Source organism: Paenibacillus sp. J31R30 (assembly GCF_059692115.1).
In genome coordinates this window covers 51,529-68,460 of the sequence record NZ_JCAUAV010000014.1, presented here as the reverse complement: position 1 = coordinate 68,460, position 16,932 = coordinate 51,529, and the positions used below count along the sequence as shown (strand labels likewise).

The 16,932-nt window shown below is 45.7% G+C and carries 14 protein-coding genes; 10 read left to right on the top strand and 4 right to left on the bottom strand.

All coding sequences use genetic code 11. The annotated features are described in order from the left end of the window. Positions 1 to 24: 24 nt before the first annotated feature. The 4 genes from AC58QO_RS28850 to ybiA all read left to right on the top strand — a co-directional run bounded on the left by AC58QO_RS28850 (position 25) and on the right by ybiA (position 5,051). Positions 25 to 2,250, top strand: a complete 2,226-nt coding sequence (locus AC58QO_RS28850; protein WP_497271687.1) for an FAD-dependent oxidoreductase — start codon at positions 25 to 27, stop codon at positions 2,248 to 2,250. A gap of 7 nt (positions 2,251 to 2,257) precedes the next feature. Beyond that, positions 2,258 to 3,469 (top strand): SGNH/GDSL hydrolase family protein, encoded by a 1,212-nt coding sequence (locus AC58QO_RS28845; protein WP_497271685.1) that lies wholly within the window; start codon positions 2,258 to 2,260, stop codon positions 3,467 to 3,469. Positions 3,470 to 4,132: 663 nt separating this feature from the next. Then, positions 4,133 to 4,297 (top strand): hypothetical protein, encoded by a 165-nt coding sequence (locus AC58QO_RS28840; protein ID WP_497271683.1) that lies wholly within the window; start codon positions 4,133 to 4,135, stop codon positions 4,295 to 4,297. Positions 4,298 to 4,331: 34 nt separating this feature from the next. Next, positions 4,332 to 5,051: a riboflavin biosynthesis intermediates N-glycosidase gene (gene ybiA, locus AC58QO_RS28835; protein WP_497271681.1), complete on the top strand. Its 720-nt coding sequence runs from the start codon at positions 4,332 to 4,334 to the stop codon at positions 5,049 to 5,051. 216 nt (positions 5,052 to 5,267) lie between these two features. Here ybiA and AC58QO_RS28830 read toward each other — a convergent pair whose 3' ends face one another. Next, entirely contained in the window at positions 5,268 to 6,098 is an 831-nt protein-coding gene (locus AC58QO_RS28830) for a WYL domain-containing protein (protein WP_497271679.1), read from the bottom strand. After that, positions 6,085 to 7,395 (bottom strand): helix-turn-helix transcriptional regulator, encoded by a 1,311-nt coding sequence (locus tag AC58QO_RS28825; protein WP_497271677.1) that lies wholly within the window; start codon positions 7,393 to 7,395, stop codon positions 6,085 to 6,087. The genes AC58QO_RS28830 and AC58QO_RS28825 overlap by 14 nt, the downstream gene beginning before the upstream one ends. A gap of 300 nt (positions 7,396 to 7,695) precedes the next feature. Here AC58QO_RS28825 and AC58QO_RS28820 point away from each other — a divergent pair, with 300 nt between their 5' ends. Genes AC58QO_RS28820 through AC58QO_RS28810 form a run of 3 tightly spaced genes read left to right on the top strand, consistent with a single transcriptional unit; the run spans position 7,696 to position 11,335 of the window. After that, positions 7,696 to 8,478 (top strand): nucleotidyltransferase domain-containing protein, encoded by a 783-nt coding sequence (locus AC58QO_RS28820; protein WP_497271675.1) that lies wholly within the window; start codon positions 7,696 to 7,698, stop codon positions 8,476 to 8,478. Positions 8,479 to 8,490: 12 nt separating this feature from the next. Next, positions 8,491 to 10,074 carry a limonene hydroxylase gene (locus AC58QO_RS28815; protein ID WP_497271673.1) on the top strand — a complete coding sequence of 528 codons (1,584 nt, stop codon included), beginning with the start codon at positions 8,491 to 8,493 and terminating at the stop codon, positions 10,072 to 10,074. Between the two features lie 34 nt (positions 10,075 to 10,108). Further along, a complete protein-coding gene (locus AC58QO_RS28810) occupies positions 10,109 to 11,335 on the top strand; it encodes an RtcB family protein (RefSeq protein ID WP_497271671.1) in 1,227 nt (408 codons plus the stop codon). A gap of 269 nt (positions 11,336 to 11,604) precedes the next feature. Here the strand turns inward: AC58QO_RS28810 and AC58QO_RS28805 are convergent, their stop codons facing one another. Then, positions 11,605 to 12,027, bottom strand: coding sequence for a hypothetical protein (locus AC58QO_RS28805; RefSeq protein ID WP_497271669.1), 423 nt, complete (start codon positions 12,025 to 12,027; stop codon positions 11,605 to 11,607). 12 nt (positions 12,028 to 12,039) lie between these two features. Next, the gene (locus tag AC58QO_RS28800) at positions 12,040 to 13,077 is read right to left on the bottom strand and encodes an eCIS core domain-containing protein (RefSeq protein ID WP_497271667.1); all 1,038 of its coding nucleotides are present in this window, start codon (positions 13,075 to 13,077) and stop codon (positions 12,040 to 12,042) included. 316 nt (positions 13,078 to 13,393) lie between these two features. Here AC58QO_RS28800 and AC58QO_RS28795 point away from each other — a divergent pair, with 316 nt between their 5' ends. From AC58QO_RS28795 to AC58QO_RS28785, 3 genes are all read left to right on the top strand, one after another. Then, on the top strand, positions 13,394 to 14,971 hold the full coding sequence (locus AC58QO_RS28795; RefSeq protein ID WP_497271665.1) for an ABC transporter substrate-binding protein: 1,578 nt from the start codon (positions 13,394 to 13,396) through the stop codon (positions 14,969 to 14,971). Positions 14,972 to 15,054: 83 nt separating this feature from the next. Next, on the top strand, positions 15,055 to 16,011 hold the full coding sequence (locus AC58QO_RS28790; protein ID WP_497271664.1) for an ABC transporter permease: 957 nt from the start codon (positions 15,055 to 15,057) through the stop codon (positions 16,009 to 16,011). Positions 16,012 to 16,034: 23 nt separating this feature from the next. Next, positions 16,035 to 16,916 carry a carbohydrate ABC transporter permease gene (locus AC58QO_RS28785; RefSeq protein WP_497271662.1) on the top strand — a complete coding sequence of 294 codons (882 nt, stop codon included), beginning with the start codon at positions 16,035 to 16,037 and terminating at the stop codon, positions 16,914 to 16,916. Positions 16,917 to 16,932: the final 16 nt, after the last annotated feature.

The window sequence follows — 16,932 nt, the reverse complement described above, 5'->3', positions numbered from 1 at the left end:
TATCTAATCATGGAGGTTATCAAAATGGAGCTTATTAAAGCGGATGTAACCGTCGTAGGCGGAGGTATTGCTGGGCTATGCGCCGCCATTGCTGCCGCTCGTCAAGGGCTGCAAGTGTCACTTATTAATGATCGGCCGGTTCTTGGGGGGAATGCAAGCAGTGAGGTTAGGGTTCATATCAATGGATCGGCCTATCTCGGCAAAAGCCCATCCTATTATGCACGTGAAGGCGGGTTGGTGGAAGAACTCAAGTTGAAGATCTTTCACTATAATCCGTTATATAACAAAAAGCTTATGCTTTCGCTTTCGGATACGGTCTTATTGGATATGGTCTATGATGAGCCTAACATCTCTTTATTTCTGAATACATGCGTGCATGAAACGGGCATGGAGGACGGCAGAATCAAATGGGTGGAAGGCTTACAATTGGCTTCCGAAAGGAAATTCCGTTTTGAAAGCCGGACCTACATCGATTGCTCCGGAGACGGGGTTGTCGGCTATCAGGCAGGTGCTCTCTTCCGATGGGGGAGAGAAGCGAAGCATGAATACGGGGAAAACTTGGCCCCTGAAGTGGCAGACCACTACACCATGGGAGACACGATCCTCTTCCAAGCCCGTGATGTAGAGTATCACGTTCCGTACAAGAGGCCTGGCTTTGCGTATGATATTACGAAGTTGCCTTTTTTCGATAGTATCAGAAAAGGTTTGAACCATCGGTCTTTTCCGAGAAAAATCAACGGTCTCGGTGGATTGTGGTGGCTGGAATACGGCGGGCACATGGATGTGATCACAAACAATGAAGACATCGCATTAGAGCTGCGGAAATTGGTTTACGGGATTTGGGATTATATCAAAAATAGCGGAGAGTTTGATGATGTGGACAATCTCATCTTGGATTATGTATGCCCGATTCCGGGAAAACGGGAATCGAGGCGTTTTATAGGGAGTCATATGTTGTCACAGAATGATCTGACAGCAAAGCCGCATTTCGACGATGCTGTATCCGTCGGGGGATGGTACATGGATTTGCATGCTGCTAAGGGGATCTACGACGAGGGACCAGCTACAGCCTGGAATTTCGTGCCTGGCTTGTACAATATTCCGTTCCGCAGTTTATTTTCGCAAAATATACCTAATCTCATGTTCGCTGGTCGCAATATTAGCGCTACCCATGTTGCTTTTGGTTCAACAAGGGTAATGGCAACCTGCGGTTGTATGGGGCAGGCAGTTGGAACGGCTGCTTCGTTATGCCTGAAATATGAGATAGACCCCGCAGATATCGTCGATGCTCATATGGGGGAGCTGCAGGCACTGCTGCTTCGAGACGGACAAACGATTGTAGGAATTAAAGAGGAATTGGATCCTTACTTCGCTGATGGATTAGATATTCGTGCCTCGTCTCAGCGCAGCTATGACAATCTCCATCCAACCGAAGCGATTCCCTTGGAGCAAGGGCTATGTTTGGTCTTGCCGATTGAGACTTCCGTGGCGGAGAGCGTGCGGATTAAAGTTAAAAATAGTTCCGAGCATTCGGAAACGCTGCATGTGCAGATGTTTGGTGGGGATCGGAAGGAAAACTACATCCCTAACAGCCAGTTGAAAGACTACCGCATGGCAATTGCAGCTGGTCATGACGACTGGATTACGCTGGACTTGGACTGCATGAAGCCGGCGGACGATAAAATCTACATCGTACTGGAGGGTGCGGAAAGCCTTGCCGTATACACGAATGAAGAGAAAATAACAGGAGCGGTCAGCTTCCATTATAGGCCGAAGGAACCGTCCAGACTGAAGAAATTCAATAAGAGCATTTGCTTTAAGGACTTGCTGCCATCACAGAATATGTATAGCCCCGAGAATGTCGTCAATGGCTACTCGAGACCTTATGGTTTGCCGAATGGCTGGATTTCCGAACGTACGGAAGGACAGGAATGGTTGGAACTCTGTTTTGCAAGTCCTAAAAATCTGGATGAAATCCATCTTGTTTTCAATTCACAGCTGGACTTGGAGCATTTTGACGATCCGATTGAGTCCCTTATCCAAGACTATGATGTGACTTTGACCTCTGAAGACGGAACCGAGAGGGAAATCAGTATCCGTGGAAATTATCTCACGTTGAATAAGCATATCGTGGATGCGAAATGTGTAACCCGAATTCGGATTGATTTTTCCGCAACTTACGGTTCGCTTTATCATGAAGTGTTTGCAGTAAAATTGTTTGCTCCTAAAACGATAAGTGAGGTCGGGTGAAGTCGCGATGCAGGAATTATTCTCTCGAAAAGGGTTACCTAATGTCATTCAGAAGTTGGAAAATGGTGAAACAGTAACGATCGTCTATTTTGGCGGCAGCAATACCCGCTCTGAAGGATACAGGGTCATGACGGCGGAATGGCTTCGGAGGCAATATCCTAAGGCGGATATCCGCTGTGTGAATGCTGGCATTGACGGTACGGGATCGGATTTGGGCTGCGCCCGTTTGGAGACGGGTGTACTACGTCATCAGCCTGATCTCGTGCTTGTTGAATTTGTCGGTAACGATGGCGGAGTACCCGAGTCGAAGGCGCGGATTGAAGGAATTGTCCGTCAAATCCGCAAGCGGAGCAGGTTTACCGATATCCTGTTCGTTTATACGCTGAAGGAGCGAGATGTGGTAGGATTTCAGTCTGGGGAATACCAGAAGGGGGCTCTTATGCAAGAGGAAGTGGCCGACTATTACGGTATTCCTTCGATTCATCTAGGCGTAGCGGTTAGTCATTTGGTGACGGAGGGCAAGCTCGTTTTCACTTCAAGAGCAGGGGAGTCCATTCCCGGGGCTGTTGTTTTTACGCATGATGCGATCCATCCGATCATTCCAGAAGGACACCAGATTTACACGGACACGATTACCCGGTCAATTGAGCAGATACGTGAACTTCAAGTAAGTTCGGGAAGTGTTGGACATAACCTGCCTCAGGACCCTCTGGTCCCATCCAATCCTTGGGAGTACGCAACAATGCTGCCGCTGGATGGCCATGCCCATTTATCGGCAGGATGGTCTTACGTGACTCCCGATAATTTTGAGTTGGCCCGCAAGTATGATTGGTTGTTCTCCGGTCTATGGCGAGCGGTTGATCCTGGAGAGGCTTTCACGGTGCAATTCGAAGGCACGCACATCGGACTGTTCGATATAGGGGGGCCTGATTCCGGCAGGTTGAAGGTGACAGTGGATGGCGGAGAGCCCTTCCTTGTCGACCGATTCACACCGTACAACGATCATAATCGGAATCAGTATGTATTTCTGCCGAAGCTTCCTAATGGGAAACATACGGTTCGTTTCGAAATCGATAACGAGAAGACAGACAAAGCGGCGGTGTTTGAGGCATCCGGCAATGAGCGAAGTAGGGAGCATGTTCGGGAACATCCGGATTGGTACGATCAAACGGTGATCCAGATTGGGAAGTTGCTGGTGGTGCAGCCGCCAACAGTATAAGGGATGAGATTAGCTTTGTCCCCATGGAAACCTACATGATACCTGACTGCTGTTGAGCAGTCTAATACCATGTAGTTTTTTTTACCACATTAGAAAGTATATGAGGCTGTCCCATAAGTAGATTCTTCTACTTTAGGGGAACCTAGATGCCTTATTTGGCTGGAATCGGCTGAAATTGAATCCGAGGGGAACGTAGATGCGCTAATTGGCTGATTTTCGTTATTTATCGCGTTTTTTGGCAAAATAGGGCATTGGAGTTCCCCTTCGATGATGATTTCGCCTATTGATGAGTCAGATTAAAGATTTTGATAATAAAGAAGCACTTATTTTCGAGGAAGCTTCCAAAACCACATGTTCTGTGGCTTTGGAAGCTTTTGCATTCGTAGCCTACCCAGAAGAAGCCAATTGTTAACACATGGATATACAAAGAATTTCTATTTTCCAACCGAATAGTGACTTATTACGCAATAAATTCTAACGAGGATAAAATCACTTTAATAAATCTGTAATAACCATGCTACTTCCAAATGTAGTACGATTCTAGATGAAGTAATGTTCAGGAAATAGGTGGCGTATGAAGTTTTCAAGTAATTACTGTATTAGAACCGCTTAAAGCGCCGCATCATCTATGGTTCACGGACCAATGCGGATGGGTTGGCCTTTATGAGGGATTTGCTTCAGCTTACAAATTCGTTCAAAGGGTTTGTCATTCTTGAAGTAGATGGCGAAGCCGCTATCGACAATGGTGTGAAGTTTTATGTTGCCAATCATGGGGTTTGGCTAGCCGATGTCGTACCTGCTCGGTATTTATTATGGAGAGCACAGTAAACAGCGATTTTAAGAACATAAAGGAGGAATCGAAATGGAACCTATCTCTGATGAGTTAAAAAAGAAATGGGAAGAAGAGCTAAAAGAATATATAGAAAGGCTGATTCAAATGAAATCAGAACAGAAAGTCATCAATTTCTATGAAACGGATAAGCCGTATGGATGTTTTTCGAATTTTGCTAAGTACCCTATTGAAATACAGGGTAAGATTTGGCCGACATCAGAGCATTATTTTCAAGCAAAAAAGTTTGAAGGAACAGAACATGAAGAGCACATAAGATTAGCATCAACACCGATAGAAGCTGCAAGAATGGGGCGAGAGCGTTCGAGACCATTAAGAAGTGATTGGGAAGAAATCAAACTCGATATCATGTATGAGGCTGTATTGGCCAAAATCCAGCAGCATGAAACAGTCCATGACATCCTTCTGTCAACGGGGAGTTGTGTATTGGTTGAGCATACAAAGAACGACGCATACTGGGGAGATAATGGAGATGGTACAGGTCAAAATATGCTTGGGAAACTTCTCATGCAAATTAGAGGTGGATTAGAAGGTTACTCACCGCTTTTCATATTGCCGCAGTGGATTGCTTATCCTGAAGAACATCCTTACAGCATGTTTTGGCGAATGGGGGCAGGAGAGGACTATGTCATGCATCTAAGTAATTGGAAGGAAGAGATGAGTGCGGAAGCATTACGAGAGTATGATTGTTATTTTAAGCGTCCAGATGATTGGAAGCTGAAGGAGAACTAGCTCCCCAGCTTCTTTCTAGAAATCTCGCAATCTGATTATAATACTTTCACTAACAATGAGTAATCTCACAAATTTGTTTAAAAAAATGCTCTATTGAGAGCCACACTAAGAATAGCCCTCCTGCAAGAATAAACACTGCTCCTGCAATGGCGATCCAAATATGCGACTTCGTTCTTCTGATTTTGTTTTTTTCGTTATCCGATTCATCTGTATGTTTTATATAGCTCCCTCCTCTTCCTCACCAACCGAACTCACCCCATACCGCGCCAAAGCCTTCGTCGACGACTCCAACATACGCCTTTTCAAAAAATCTCCCTCAACGACACGAACACGTTTCCCTAGAAAACGGATTTTGGAGAGGAGATACTCTGTTTCGTCGCCAAACAAGCATACTCGCACGCGGTATAGATCATGCTCCGAATCGAATTCAACGTCTTTTTCAAAGCTGGACAGGGCGTATAGAATACGCGACAGCTCTCTATTGTAATCACGAACGACTTCAAGGACGGCTTCGCCTCTCCGAGCGTCGAGGGCCAGCTTAATTTTCACAAGGATGCTTTCTGCATCCATGGTTTGCAATGTCTCTTCCGTGACGGAAGCAATCTTATCCAGCTTGGTACGCATGAACGTGTGTTGCCGAAGGTGGAACCAGAGCAAATACCATTCTCTTTTGACCATGGAATATTCTAATTTATAGGGCAGCCCTGACTGGTCCGCATGTAAGCGCCCGCCTTTGATCTCATATGTCATACGGATTCCGCTCTTCTCGCTGATAAGCCTTCGTAAAGCACGCAGGAGCGGGTGATAGACTTGTTTCTCCCTGCTGCGGGCCTTCTCAATAAGATGGTCAGAAGTATCCATGACCCGATCTTGCCCAAGGATAGCGCGCAGCTTGCTGAGCGTATCAGGTGTAAAAGCCTCATCTGCCGCAGGATGCCCGAGCATCGTTTTCAGCCAGGCTCTTTCGTGCGAGGTGACCATGAACGTACCCGAGTCTTCAAGACGGGAAATAATCTGGTAGTTAAAAATCTTCTCAAACAGATTCATAATAGGCCTGAATCTCCTTCCATTCAGCGATCATTTCCCTGCGGAGTTGTATAGGCGCAAGTACTTCACAGCTAGACCCGAAGCTGCGCAGCCACGGCTTAATTTCAGTCGTCCCGTTAACCGTGATCTCATAGATAAAAGAATGCTCCTCCTCCTGCACGATTTGTCCCCATTGACCTTGCAGCAATACGCGCTCCCTAACAAAGTCAGGCGCTGATCCTTCTGGCTTGAAAAATCGGGCACGAACCGTCACAGGCTGCCCCGTGTCAATCAGCCAGCTATACCGAATTTTCTCCTGAAGCTCATACGTCCTGTGTGCAAACACATCCTCGGCCACGGATTCATCTTCTTCGATCTGCGTAATGCCTTCCAATCGATATTTCCGAATCCCCTCTCTGCCATTGGAAAGTAGATACCATCGCCCGTACTGGTGATCGTAGACCACCTTCAGGGGGAGCGTTTTCTCCATCTTACCGTTCGTATCCCGCTCGAATAGCGGATTGGTGTTCTTGGAGGCGTAGCTTTTTTCGGACTTGGGTGAAAAATATAAGAATCGAACCTTATGACGGCTACGGATGGCACTAAGAATCGTGAACAAATGCGCTTCATCTAAGATGCGAGAATAATAGTGATATTTATATAAAAAAGGTTCAATGGCCTGCTTCTCAGCCTGTTGGCGAGTAAGATGCTTCTTCAAGCCATCGCGCAGCAAATAGCCTTGAACAGAAGGTACTTGCGTGTTCGCCATGACATCTACGAAATCATAAAGATCATAAAGCTCTTCGTCCGAAAGTCCGTGGACTAAATCATTTTGAATGCGATAGCGATAGGGACGAGCACCCGCCTGCCTTGTAATAACGCCAACTTCTTCCAAATATTTGAGATCAGAACGAATTGTTTTTTCATCGGGCTGGGAAAGCTCGGCAGACTGACTGGAACAGATGATGTCTAACAGCTCCATGGCTGTCAAAGCTTGTTCGTTCATAGCAGTTAAAAGCAGCGATATTCGCTGAGATTCCGATTCCTTCAGGGATTTGGCTCGAAATAAGAATAACAGCATCGGATCGGTGGACTCGTAGTAGCTGAAGCGAATCGTTTCGGCGAACTCCTTGCGCTCCTCCTGAGGTAAGTGCTGGTATGTGGAGCTTACGATTTCTTTTAACCGTCGTATCGTCTTGTCAAAAGTATGGATAGAAATGCCCAGTCTCTCCGAGAATTGCTGTCTGTTGTAGGCACCACTCGTTAGCACAAGCATGCGTAGAAACTGGATCTCTTTATCAAAGCTTTCCTTAGCCACCGCAATCCTCCGTTCACTCTACATCTTAACTTCATTGTAACAGGGGATGGATTTGGGCGAAATGGGAAACTTTCTCTATTGTCGTAATACTTTTACCATGTTCGATTGGAAGAAAATGAGCGAAGATAGGTACATAAGGCCGACACGATAACGTGTTGGAGATAACAATCATCGAGGCGCCTGTCATCGTCCATATAGCGCTGCGCAGTCTGTGCAAGGCTATTCAACACTGGTGGAGCGAGCAGCTGCGATAGAGTTAGAGGGTTGAACTTATACATGTACCGAAGGAGGAAGAACCGCATGTTCGATGTAAAACAACAAATCCTAGAAGAATTGAAACGGATCGAGAAGGAAGAAGGCGTCCGCATCTTGTATGCCTGTGAATCGGGCAGTCGAGCATGGGGCTTCCCGTCCAAAGACAGCGATTATGACGTAAGATTTATATATATCAGGCCTGTGGATTGGTATCTATCGATTTTTGAGAAACGCGATGTCATCGAGCGACCGATCAGCGATTTGCTGGATATTAATGGCTGGGACTTGAAGAAGGCCTTGAATTTGTTTCGCAAGTCGAATCCGCCGTTACTAGAGTGGTTACAGTCTCCTATACCGTATATGGAGAATTTCACGATAGCCGATCAGATCCGTCGCATTTCGCCGCTCACCTTTTCACCAAAATCTTGTATGCATCACTACCTGCATATGGCGAAAGGGAATTATCGGGAATACTTGCAGGGGAATCATGTCAAAATCAAAAAGTATTTCTATGTCCTGCGCCCGATCTTGGCCTGTGAATGGATTGAGCAGAATAACACGATGCCGCCCATCGCGTTTCAAGATCTTGTCGACCGTTTAGTACCAGAGGGCAGTACGCTGAAGACGGCTATTCAAGAGCTACTTGCTCGTAAAATAGCAGGAGACGAGATGGATTATGAGCCAAGAATCAATCCGATTAATGAGTTTTTAGAGGCGAGAATAGCCTATTATGATCGAACGGCATCCACCATGCAGGTGGGTGAGGGTGGTCAGGATCGGCAGCTAGACGATTTGTTTCGCTCGGCATTGAGGGAAGTATGGGGATAGGGTGATGAAATTATGTTAATTTTTTTTAATAAAGCTAGAGCGAAAAAGGCTCCATGGGCTGATAAAATTTCTATTTATTCATATATTCAAGCGCAAGTGGAGGAGCGAGGGCAGGTAGTGAATAGCTCCTTACCGGATGATGAAGAATTCTGGCAAGGAAGTAAAATTCGCTGGGTAGCTGGTGGTATGGATGGTGCATTTGGACATCATGCTTCAAGTTCTAGCAATATTACTGATGAGCTGCGCGAATTAATTCAATTGTTAGCCAAGCAAACTAGAAAACCAAGTGAATCTAAACGGAAAGCCATTTACGAAAAACTTATCAAGCAAGAAATTAGTGGAGTGATTGACTCCGTTTTGGACGAGTTACGTAAACATCCTGGTGTGCAGCCAAATCAATTATTCCTTGAAGGAAAATGGTTGGCAGAACATGCAGCTCATCGAAATGTAATCAAATTTGGCATTGCATTATTGGGTCTTTTTGAAAATGTACAAGTAAAGGATTTACTTTTTACTCTGGGAAGACATGATGAATTTACATTATTTGCAGCGGTTGCTATCAAAAACGGGATGGATGAGAGCAGTAACCAAGTACTCTTTGAGTTAGCAAAGCGTGTCAACGGCTGGGGAAAGATCCAGCTTGTCGAGAGATTAGAGCCGAGTACACAAGAGATTAAAGATTGGTTATTGCGAAAAGGCTCTCAGAATAGCGTTATGAATGAGTATCTAGCCTGTACTTGTGCTCGAAATGGAGAACTACACGAAGCACTCCAATTAGATTCCGTAGATAGCGAATTGTTTGAAGGTGCAACAGATATTATTCAAGCACTATTACATGGAGGTCCAGCAGAAGATATTAATGATTACGAGTATTCTCCACAGGTAATATTCAATTACTTAAGGTTAGCAAGTACGATGTGTCAAACATTAAAACAATTATCCGTCGTTTCGGAAATCCATGAATTCTTGATGCAATCTGAGAAAGAGTGGGAGCAACGCTGGTCAAATGGGTGGACGAATCAAATGCGTGAACAATACACAGAAGACTGTCAAATCATTATCTCTCATAATAAATGGTCTAATATGATCTTGGAAAAAGTAATTTCAAGTGATTCTTCAGAAAGATATTATGCTGCACTTTGCGCTACACAGCTTGGCGTGGACATATGGGATCTGCTATACTCACAGCTTCCAGCTAATCCGATGGAACTTTCGAGTTATTTAGAGCTTATGAAATCACAAGATCTAGATAGAATCATACAAATTGTTCAGTTTGCTGAAGCGAACTTACCTTTGCAACAAATCGCCACCGGGCCTAAGGATGAAATGGGGTTCGGTCAAGAATACACCGCGCACCAGATCCTTGGTACTATTGTGAAGAGTTTAGACCGTTATGAAGGAATCGGGAGAGAACTGATTATGGCAGGTCTTAACAGTCCAGTGTACAGCAATAGAAATATAGCTCTCCAAGTTCTGGAAGCGTGGGATATGGCTTTATGGGGAGATAATGTAATTCAGGCGTTGACACATTTATCTAGTATTGAACCAACGGATTCAATAAAGGAACGTATTCAAAAACTGATGGAAGTTAAGTAGTTGTAACTGAAATTACTAACAGGAGCTGAGCTACATGGCCTATCAAAATATAAACGGCGTCCGAGTCTGGGGGCAACCCGATGAATGCGCCTTGTCACAAGCGAAAACATGTTCAGAAACAGGAAGAGTCGTTCAGACGCTCCTCATGGCTGATCATCATAAAGGGTACAGCCAGCCGATAGGCGGGGTTGTCGTATACGACGGTCAATTATCGCCATCAGGCGTAGGTTATGATATTGCTTGCGGAAATAAAGCGGTAAGAACCAATCTAATGGCTGCTGATATTAAGCAGCGCATGGCAGGACTGATGGATCAAATTGCACGCAAAATTTCCTTCGGTATTGGGCGTGTTAACAATGAGAAGGTTGATCATGATCTGTTCGATGACCCGGATTGGGATGTGTATAAATCAATCGGTAAACAAGAACATGACAAGTTGAAGGCATTAGCACGTGATCAGCTTGGGACAGTGGGCAGCGGGAATCATTTTGTGGATGTGTTTGAGGAAGTGAGCACGGGCCGGGTGTGGGTGGCGAATCATTTTGGCAGCCGCGGGTTCGGCCATAAGACGGCGAGCGGTTTTATTAATCTGACGGCTGGCCGTGACTTTCTGGGCAACGCGCCAGGTGAAAAGATGGATCAACCGCCGATTCTTTTGGATTTGTCGAGCGAACTGGGAGACATGTACTACAGAGCCATGAAGCTGGCAGGGCGGTATGCTTATGCAGGGCGAGATTATGTGATGGAGCAAGTGTTGACGATTTTAGGAGCAGAAGCGGACTTTGCGGTGCATAATCACCATAATTTTGCTTGGAAAGAAGAGCATGATGGTCATGAGACAATAGTAGTCCGTAAAGGGGCTACGCCTTCTGCGCCAGGACAACTAGGCTTTATCGGGGGCAGCATGTGCGATATTTCCGTGATTGTGAGAGGGAAAGATACCGACGAGAATCGAGACGCTTTCTACAGCACCGTGCATGGCGCCGGCAGGGTTATGAGTCGGACGCAGGCAGCAGGCAAAATGAACTGGAGAACCCGCACCCGAAGCGGCGGGCAAATCTCACCAGATCGCATGATAGATGCGGTCAAGGATTACGGCGTTGAGCTTCGCGGAGCAGGAACGGACGAAAGTCCTTTTGTCTATCGGAAGCTGGAAGATGTGCTGAATGCGCATGCGGAGACGATTGAGGTTCTGCATGTGTTGAAGCCGATCGGTGTTTGTATGGCTGGGGCGGATGAGTTTGATCCGTATAAGGATTAGGAGGGGGAGGCTGTAACGGTGAAAAACATCACTACAGCTGTGGAAAAGCGCAAAGTGATAGCTGTAGTGATGAAAAACACGCTTACAGAGGGAACTGAGGGCGGAATCGTCTGAAACGTAAGCTGTAACGGTGAAAAACATCACTACAGTGGCGGAAAAGCGAAAAGCGTTCTCTGTAGTGATGAAAAACATCACTACAGCAGCCACACAAACCAAAAAAGGCAATCCCCCAAGTAGAAATCTACTTCAGGGACTGCCTTTTCCTCTTTTTACTCATTCAACGCATCCTCTAATTCCCACGTATCACCAATGCCGCTCACCTTGTAGCATGAACCCTCCAATGAAATACAAGCTTCCAACTGGAGCTGCGGAAAGGTTAGCAGCCAGCTCTCTTCATTGTTCACGTATTGGATCGGGAGCACGTCATGCAAGTGACGGATGAAATCGAAAACATGCGTATCATCGCCGGAATCCCGCTTGAAATCGACCCAATGACCTGTGACCTTTCTATCGTTCACCGCGGTGAGGAGATCAATCAGCCAAGAAGGAGCAGCACCTGCTTCATCAAGCTCGTTCTCCGCAATGTGCTCCGCCAAAGCTTGTTTGTCAATCCTCTGCGACTGACCATCAGTTAGCGCAACTGCCAGCTCATCTAAGAGCAGACTCAATTTGTTCCGTTCAGATGAACCCATTCCCTTATCCTCCTAGCTTACTGGAAACATCGTATTGATCTTCAATTTGCCATTGTCAGGCTGGATATCTAATTGAACTTGATCGCAAGTGACCTCTGTGCCGTCGCGGAGATAGCCGACGCCTGCACCAGGTACACTGATCACGGTACCCATGCCGACGAGCTTTTGCTTCGGTGCATTTTTGGTCACCAAAGTGCTGTAAGCACTGGTGAAGGCTGCCTTATGCTTATCATCCGAAACGAATTTCGATGCGGCTTTGCCTGTTGGCACTTTACTCACCCGACCTGAGGGTGCGGTACCGCTTTTCAACCGCTCGCGTTGTTGCTCTTCCGTGGTATGCGCCCCGTGATCGGCATAAGAATGCCCACCACCAACATCATATGTACTTGGATCATTGGCATCCAATCCATCATACAGGGTGGCAGCCACCCTTTGAATCGTATCCGAAGAGGCTGATGTGTCTCCACTTACTAAACTATCGTTGTCCGATCGCTGCATTTGCATACGTTCTCCGCCCAAATCAGATGCTTTCGCTCCCATATGATCGGCTTCGGATTCTAATCCGTGATCATCATTAATGGCCACTCCGCCAGCTTGCAGCGTAGGTGCTACTCGGCCTTGACGCTGTTGGACTACGTGCCACGCTTCATGCGGCAAATGCTGCTCTTGCCCAGGTCCGACATGGATGTCATTCCCCTGCGCATAAGCTAAAGCCTGCAAGCCAGCAGGTTTGTCCGAATTATAATGCACCTTAACGGAATCCAAGGACATACCGGAGAGGCTTTCAACACCTGATTTGAGGTTATCGGGCATGCCTGTTTTGTTTTCTTTTTTCTGAATCGGCTTTTCGGCTTGTGATTGTGTTTGAGATCTAAATAATTGAGCGACGGCGCGATTTCCGATGGTTCTCTGTAGTTGTGCGATATGAGAAGTGGAAAAAGGGGACATGCGATCCGCTGTTCCAGTTTGTTTAGCTGAGTTGTTAGATTTGGTCTGTTTGTCGAGTTGATCTGATGAATGGTTGGTTCTCATTTGTGATTGATAACTCATGAATAAAATTCACCGCCAATAATAAATTGCCTAACTTTCAACAAATTCCCTTTAGTTTCCTTTTTATTGTAAGGTAAAAATTACCACTCGACAACAGTTCTAAAGTTGTGTTTATTCCTCCTGATTCACAAGGTAATATCAAGATAAGAGAACAAAACAAAAATTGTGATCCTTATCCAGTTTTCACAAGTGATGCAAATAAGTGAGCAAAGTCAATTATTTGGAGCGGAAAGCGCGAAGGCGAACGTTTACAATTAGTTCAAGGGATAGCGAAAGCGGCAATCTCAAATTTGGTAGATAAGCGGGGGCGATACAAATGATCAAAAGCAGAAAATGGCTAAACACAACGGCAGTACTCTGCATGACATCGCTTATGATGTTAAGCGCTTGCACCAGCGGGACGAAGGATACCCAGACTCCAGCAACCAACACACCAACCGCAGCGGCAGCCACGCCGGCGGCAACGGAAGCAGCGAAGCCAGTTACGCTGAAATGGGTCTTATACGCAGTGAATAAAACCGAAGAATTCGACAAGGTGTTTGCCGAGTTCAACAAGCAATTACAGAAGTATTTGCCGAATACGACGGTGGAGTTCAATGTAATTTTGAACACCGAGTATCAGCAAAAATGGAATTTAATCGCAGCATCAGGCGAACAAGTTGACCTCGCGTGGACGGGCTTCTACATCCCGTATGGGGATGAAGTCGCGAAAGGCTCTTACATTCAGCTTGATGAGCTGCTTAAGAAATATGGGCAGGATTACTTAAAGGAAGTTCCGTCATGGGTGCTTGATCTAGCGAAGGTAGATGGCAAGCTTTACTCCATTCCTTCCTATAAAGACATGATCGACTTGAAGCTTGGTATGCGCACACCGAAGGAATTGGCAGACAAATATATGGACCGTACGCAATTTGAGAATACGTTAACTTCCCGACCAGGCAAAGCACTCCGAACGGAAGATTACAAACTGATCGAAGATTACATGGCAAAATTGAAAGAGAACAATGTCCTCAATAAAGGGATTAGTGACGCGATTTTCTCAGCCGAAAATAAAGGGATCCAGCTTACGCCGAACTTCACGATTCCTTTCGATGACAAAACTTATACAGTTCAATTAACGCCTGAAATTCCGGCTATGAAGCAGTACTATGGCGTGATGGCGGATTGGTTCAAAAAAGGTTACATCCGCAAGGACGTGGCCAGCAACGCGAACCGCAGACAAGATGAAGCGAAGAAAGACGGCTATTCCCTCTGGTTCCACACGAACTGGATCGGTCAAGCGCAAGCAGAAACGGTCAAAGCGGGCTTCCCAGTGGATGTTGTGAATATGGACAAAAACTTCACGATCAGCGTGCTGGACAGCAGCTCAAGCACAGCAATCGCAAGAACGTCGAAAAACCCAGAACGCGCTATGCAGCTTATTGATCTTATGAATACGAAAAAAGGTAAAGATTTATACAACTTGCTCGTCTACGGTATTGAAGGTCAGCACTACAAGAAGGTTGGCGATAACCGCATCGAGGTTATTAATGGAGCTGACAACAAACCGAAGTACAGTATTGGTAAATTCGTTGTAGGCAATCAATTCAATGCATGGGAAACGACTGCAGATTCACCTGGTATCAATGAGTGGGTTGAAAAAGAAGCGAACGGCAAAGCGGTTATTCACCCAATCGTAGGCTTTAAACCGAACGTTTCAAGCATTAAAAATGAATTGGCACAAATCGCAGCGATCGCCAAAGAGTACACAGTTCTTGAGCTTGGCGCGATGGAGAACTGGGAGCAGCTTTACAACGATATGATCGCGAAGATGAAGACAGCAGGCTCTGAAAAAGTGAAAGCGGAGCTTCAGAAGCAAGTGGATGCTTATATGAAAGCCAAAGGCGCGAAATAAGTAAACGCTCTTGATGTAGATAAATGGCTGGGATTTTCCCAGCCATTTGCTCATAAAGGCAGAAATCAGAGGGAGGCAATGCGATGCTTGCAACGAATAGGCGTAAAGAATTGGCTGTAACTGTGCCTCGTAGACGCAGCAAAGCGTTTGTGAAGGATAACTGGATACTGCTAAGTCTAGCGCTTCCTGCCATCATTTATTTTATTCTATTTCAATATTGGCCGATGTTTGGGCTTGTCATTGCGTTCAAAGATTACTCTTACGCCAAAGGTATTCTAGGCAGCGACTGGGTCTGGTTCAAGAACTTTGAGTTTTTTTTCAAGTCGCAAGACTTTTGGAGATTAACCCGCAATACCTTGGGCTATGGGGTTGGCTTCATTGTTGTAGGAAATATCTTTTACATGGGGGCTGCGCTGCTGCTTTATGAGGTGCGAAATAAGTTTTCGCTCAAATATTATCAAACGACGATGATGTTCCCGTATTTCTTATCGTGGGTTCTGATTAGCTATATTACGTACACGCTATTTCAACCAGAGCAAGGCGCTATCACACAAATCACCGAGTTTTTTAGCGGAAAATCCATTGATTTATATGCCCATCCTTCCTATTGGCCTGTTATTCTGACGATCACGAACATTTGGCGCTACATTGGGTTTTACAGCTTAATTTATTACGCTGCATTGATCAGCATTGATCCGGAAATATTTGAGGCAGCCAAAATTGATGGGGCCAGCCGCTGGCAGCAATCTTGGCATATTTCGATTCCATCCCTAATGCCAGTGCTGTCCATTCTCGTCTTACTTGCGATCGGCGATATATTCCGAGGGGAATTCGGACTGTTCTACCAAATCCCACGCGATGTCGGTACGTTGTATCCAACGACAGATGTCATTGACACTTACGTATTCCGTGGGCTGCGCTCCGGTGATTTTAGTATCGGCACAGCAGTAGGCCTGATACAATCGGTTGTCGGATTGTTCTTCTTCCTTTTCGTCAATAAAATCATCAAGAAAATAAATAGTGATTCCGCATTGTTTTAATCCGGGAAAGGGGAGTATCCGCGATGACTCGAAGCAAAGACCCCATACTTGTCCATGTCCTGCTCGCACTCATCTCATTAGCATTCGTTTTACCGATCCTGCTCGTTATTTCCGTTTCGTTCTCCAATGAAGGTTTAATTCAAAGCCATGGCTACAAATTATTTCCCGAGCAATGGGATTTGACGGCGTACAAAATTGTGTTTTCAAACATGGAGAAAATCATGCGTGCCTACGGGGTTACGATACTCCAATCAGTTATCGGGACTTTACTGAGCGTCTTGATCATGTCGATGTGCGGCTATGCGATTGCTCGGCCGAATTTCACACTTCGTAAACCGGTCACGTTCTTGATCGTATTTACGACGATTTTTGGCGGCGGATTGATCCCTTCGTACATTATTAACACGCAATATTTACATCTAGGCGATACGATCTGGGTGTATATCCTACTTAATCTCTGTGCTCCGCTGTACATTGTCATTTTCCGCACTTTTTTTCAAGAACTTCCTGGTGCATTGATCGAATCGGCGAAGGTCGATGGTGCGAACGAATACCACATCTACTGGCGAATTATTATCCCGTTATCGACACCTGTCTTTGCAACGATGGCACTCATTAGCGTACTGGTAAAATGGAACGATTGGCAGACGGCATTATACTATATCCGCAACGAAAATTTGTACGTCCTGCAGTATTTCCTGCAACGGGTGTTGGCGCAAGCCGAATTCATCAGACAGATGGCGCAGGATTTCCCGAGTGAATTCGATCTGTCCGCTATGACGGTACCTACGGAAACGATGCGATTTGCCTTAGCGATTGTGGCTGCAGGCCCGTTGTTAGCTGTGTTTCCTTTTTTCCAGAAATACTTCGTTCGCGGACTCACGATTGGAAGCTTAAAAGGTTAATTTGAAGCGAAAGCAG

Coding starts and splice junctions, on each gene's coding strand:
- AC58QO_RS28850 (WP_497271687.1), top strand. CDS start 25: ATGGAGCTTATTAAAGCGGATGTAACCGTCGTAGGCGGAGGTATTGCT.
- AC58QO_RS28845 (WP_497271685.1), top strand. CDS start 2,258: ATGCAGGAATTATTCTCTCGAAAAGGGTTACCTAATGTCATTCAGAAG.
- AC58QO_RS28840 (WP_497271683.1), top strand. CDS start 4,133: ATGAGGGATTTGCTTCAGCTTACAAATTCGTTCAAAGGGTTTGTCATT.
- ybiA (WP_497271681.1), top strand. CDS start 4,332: ATGGAACCTATCTCTGATGAGTTAAAAAAGAAATGGGAAGAAGAGCTA.
- AC58QO_RS28830 (WP_497271679.1), bottom strand. CDS start 6,098: ATGAATCTGTTTGAGAAGATTTTTAACTACCAGATTATTTCCCGTCTT.
- AC58QO_RS28820 (WP_497271675.1), top strand. CDS start 7,696: ATGTTCGATGTAAAACAACAAATCCTAGAAGAATTGAAACGGATCGAG.
- AC58QO_RS28815 (WP_497271673.1), top strand. CDS start 8,491: ATGTTAATTTTTTTTAATAAAGCTAGAGCGAAAAAGGCTCCATGGGCT.
- AC58QO_RS28810 (WP_497271671.1), top strand. CDS start 10,109: ATGGCCTATCAAAATATAAACGGCGTCCGAGTCTGGGGGCAACCCGAT.
- AC58QO_RS28805 (WP_497271669.1), bottom strand. CDS start 12,027: ATGGGTTCATCTGAACGGAACAAATTGAGTCTGCTCTTAGATGAGCTG.
- AC58QO_RS28800 (WP_497271667.1), bottom strand. CDS start 13,077: ATGAGTTATCAATCACAAATGAGAACCAACCATTCATCAGATCAACTC.
- AC58QO_RS28795 (WP_497271665.1), top strand. CDS start 13,394: ATGATCAAAAGCAGAAAATGGCTAAACACAACGGCAGTACTCTGCATG.
- AC58QO_RS28790 (WP_497271664.1), top strand. CDS start 15,055: ATGCTTGCAACGAATAGGCGTAAAGAATTGGCTGTAACTGTGCCTCGT.
- AC58QO_RS28785 (WP_497271662.1), top strand. CDS start 16,035: ATGACTCGAAGCAAAGACCCCATACTTGTCCATGTCCTGCTCGCACTC.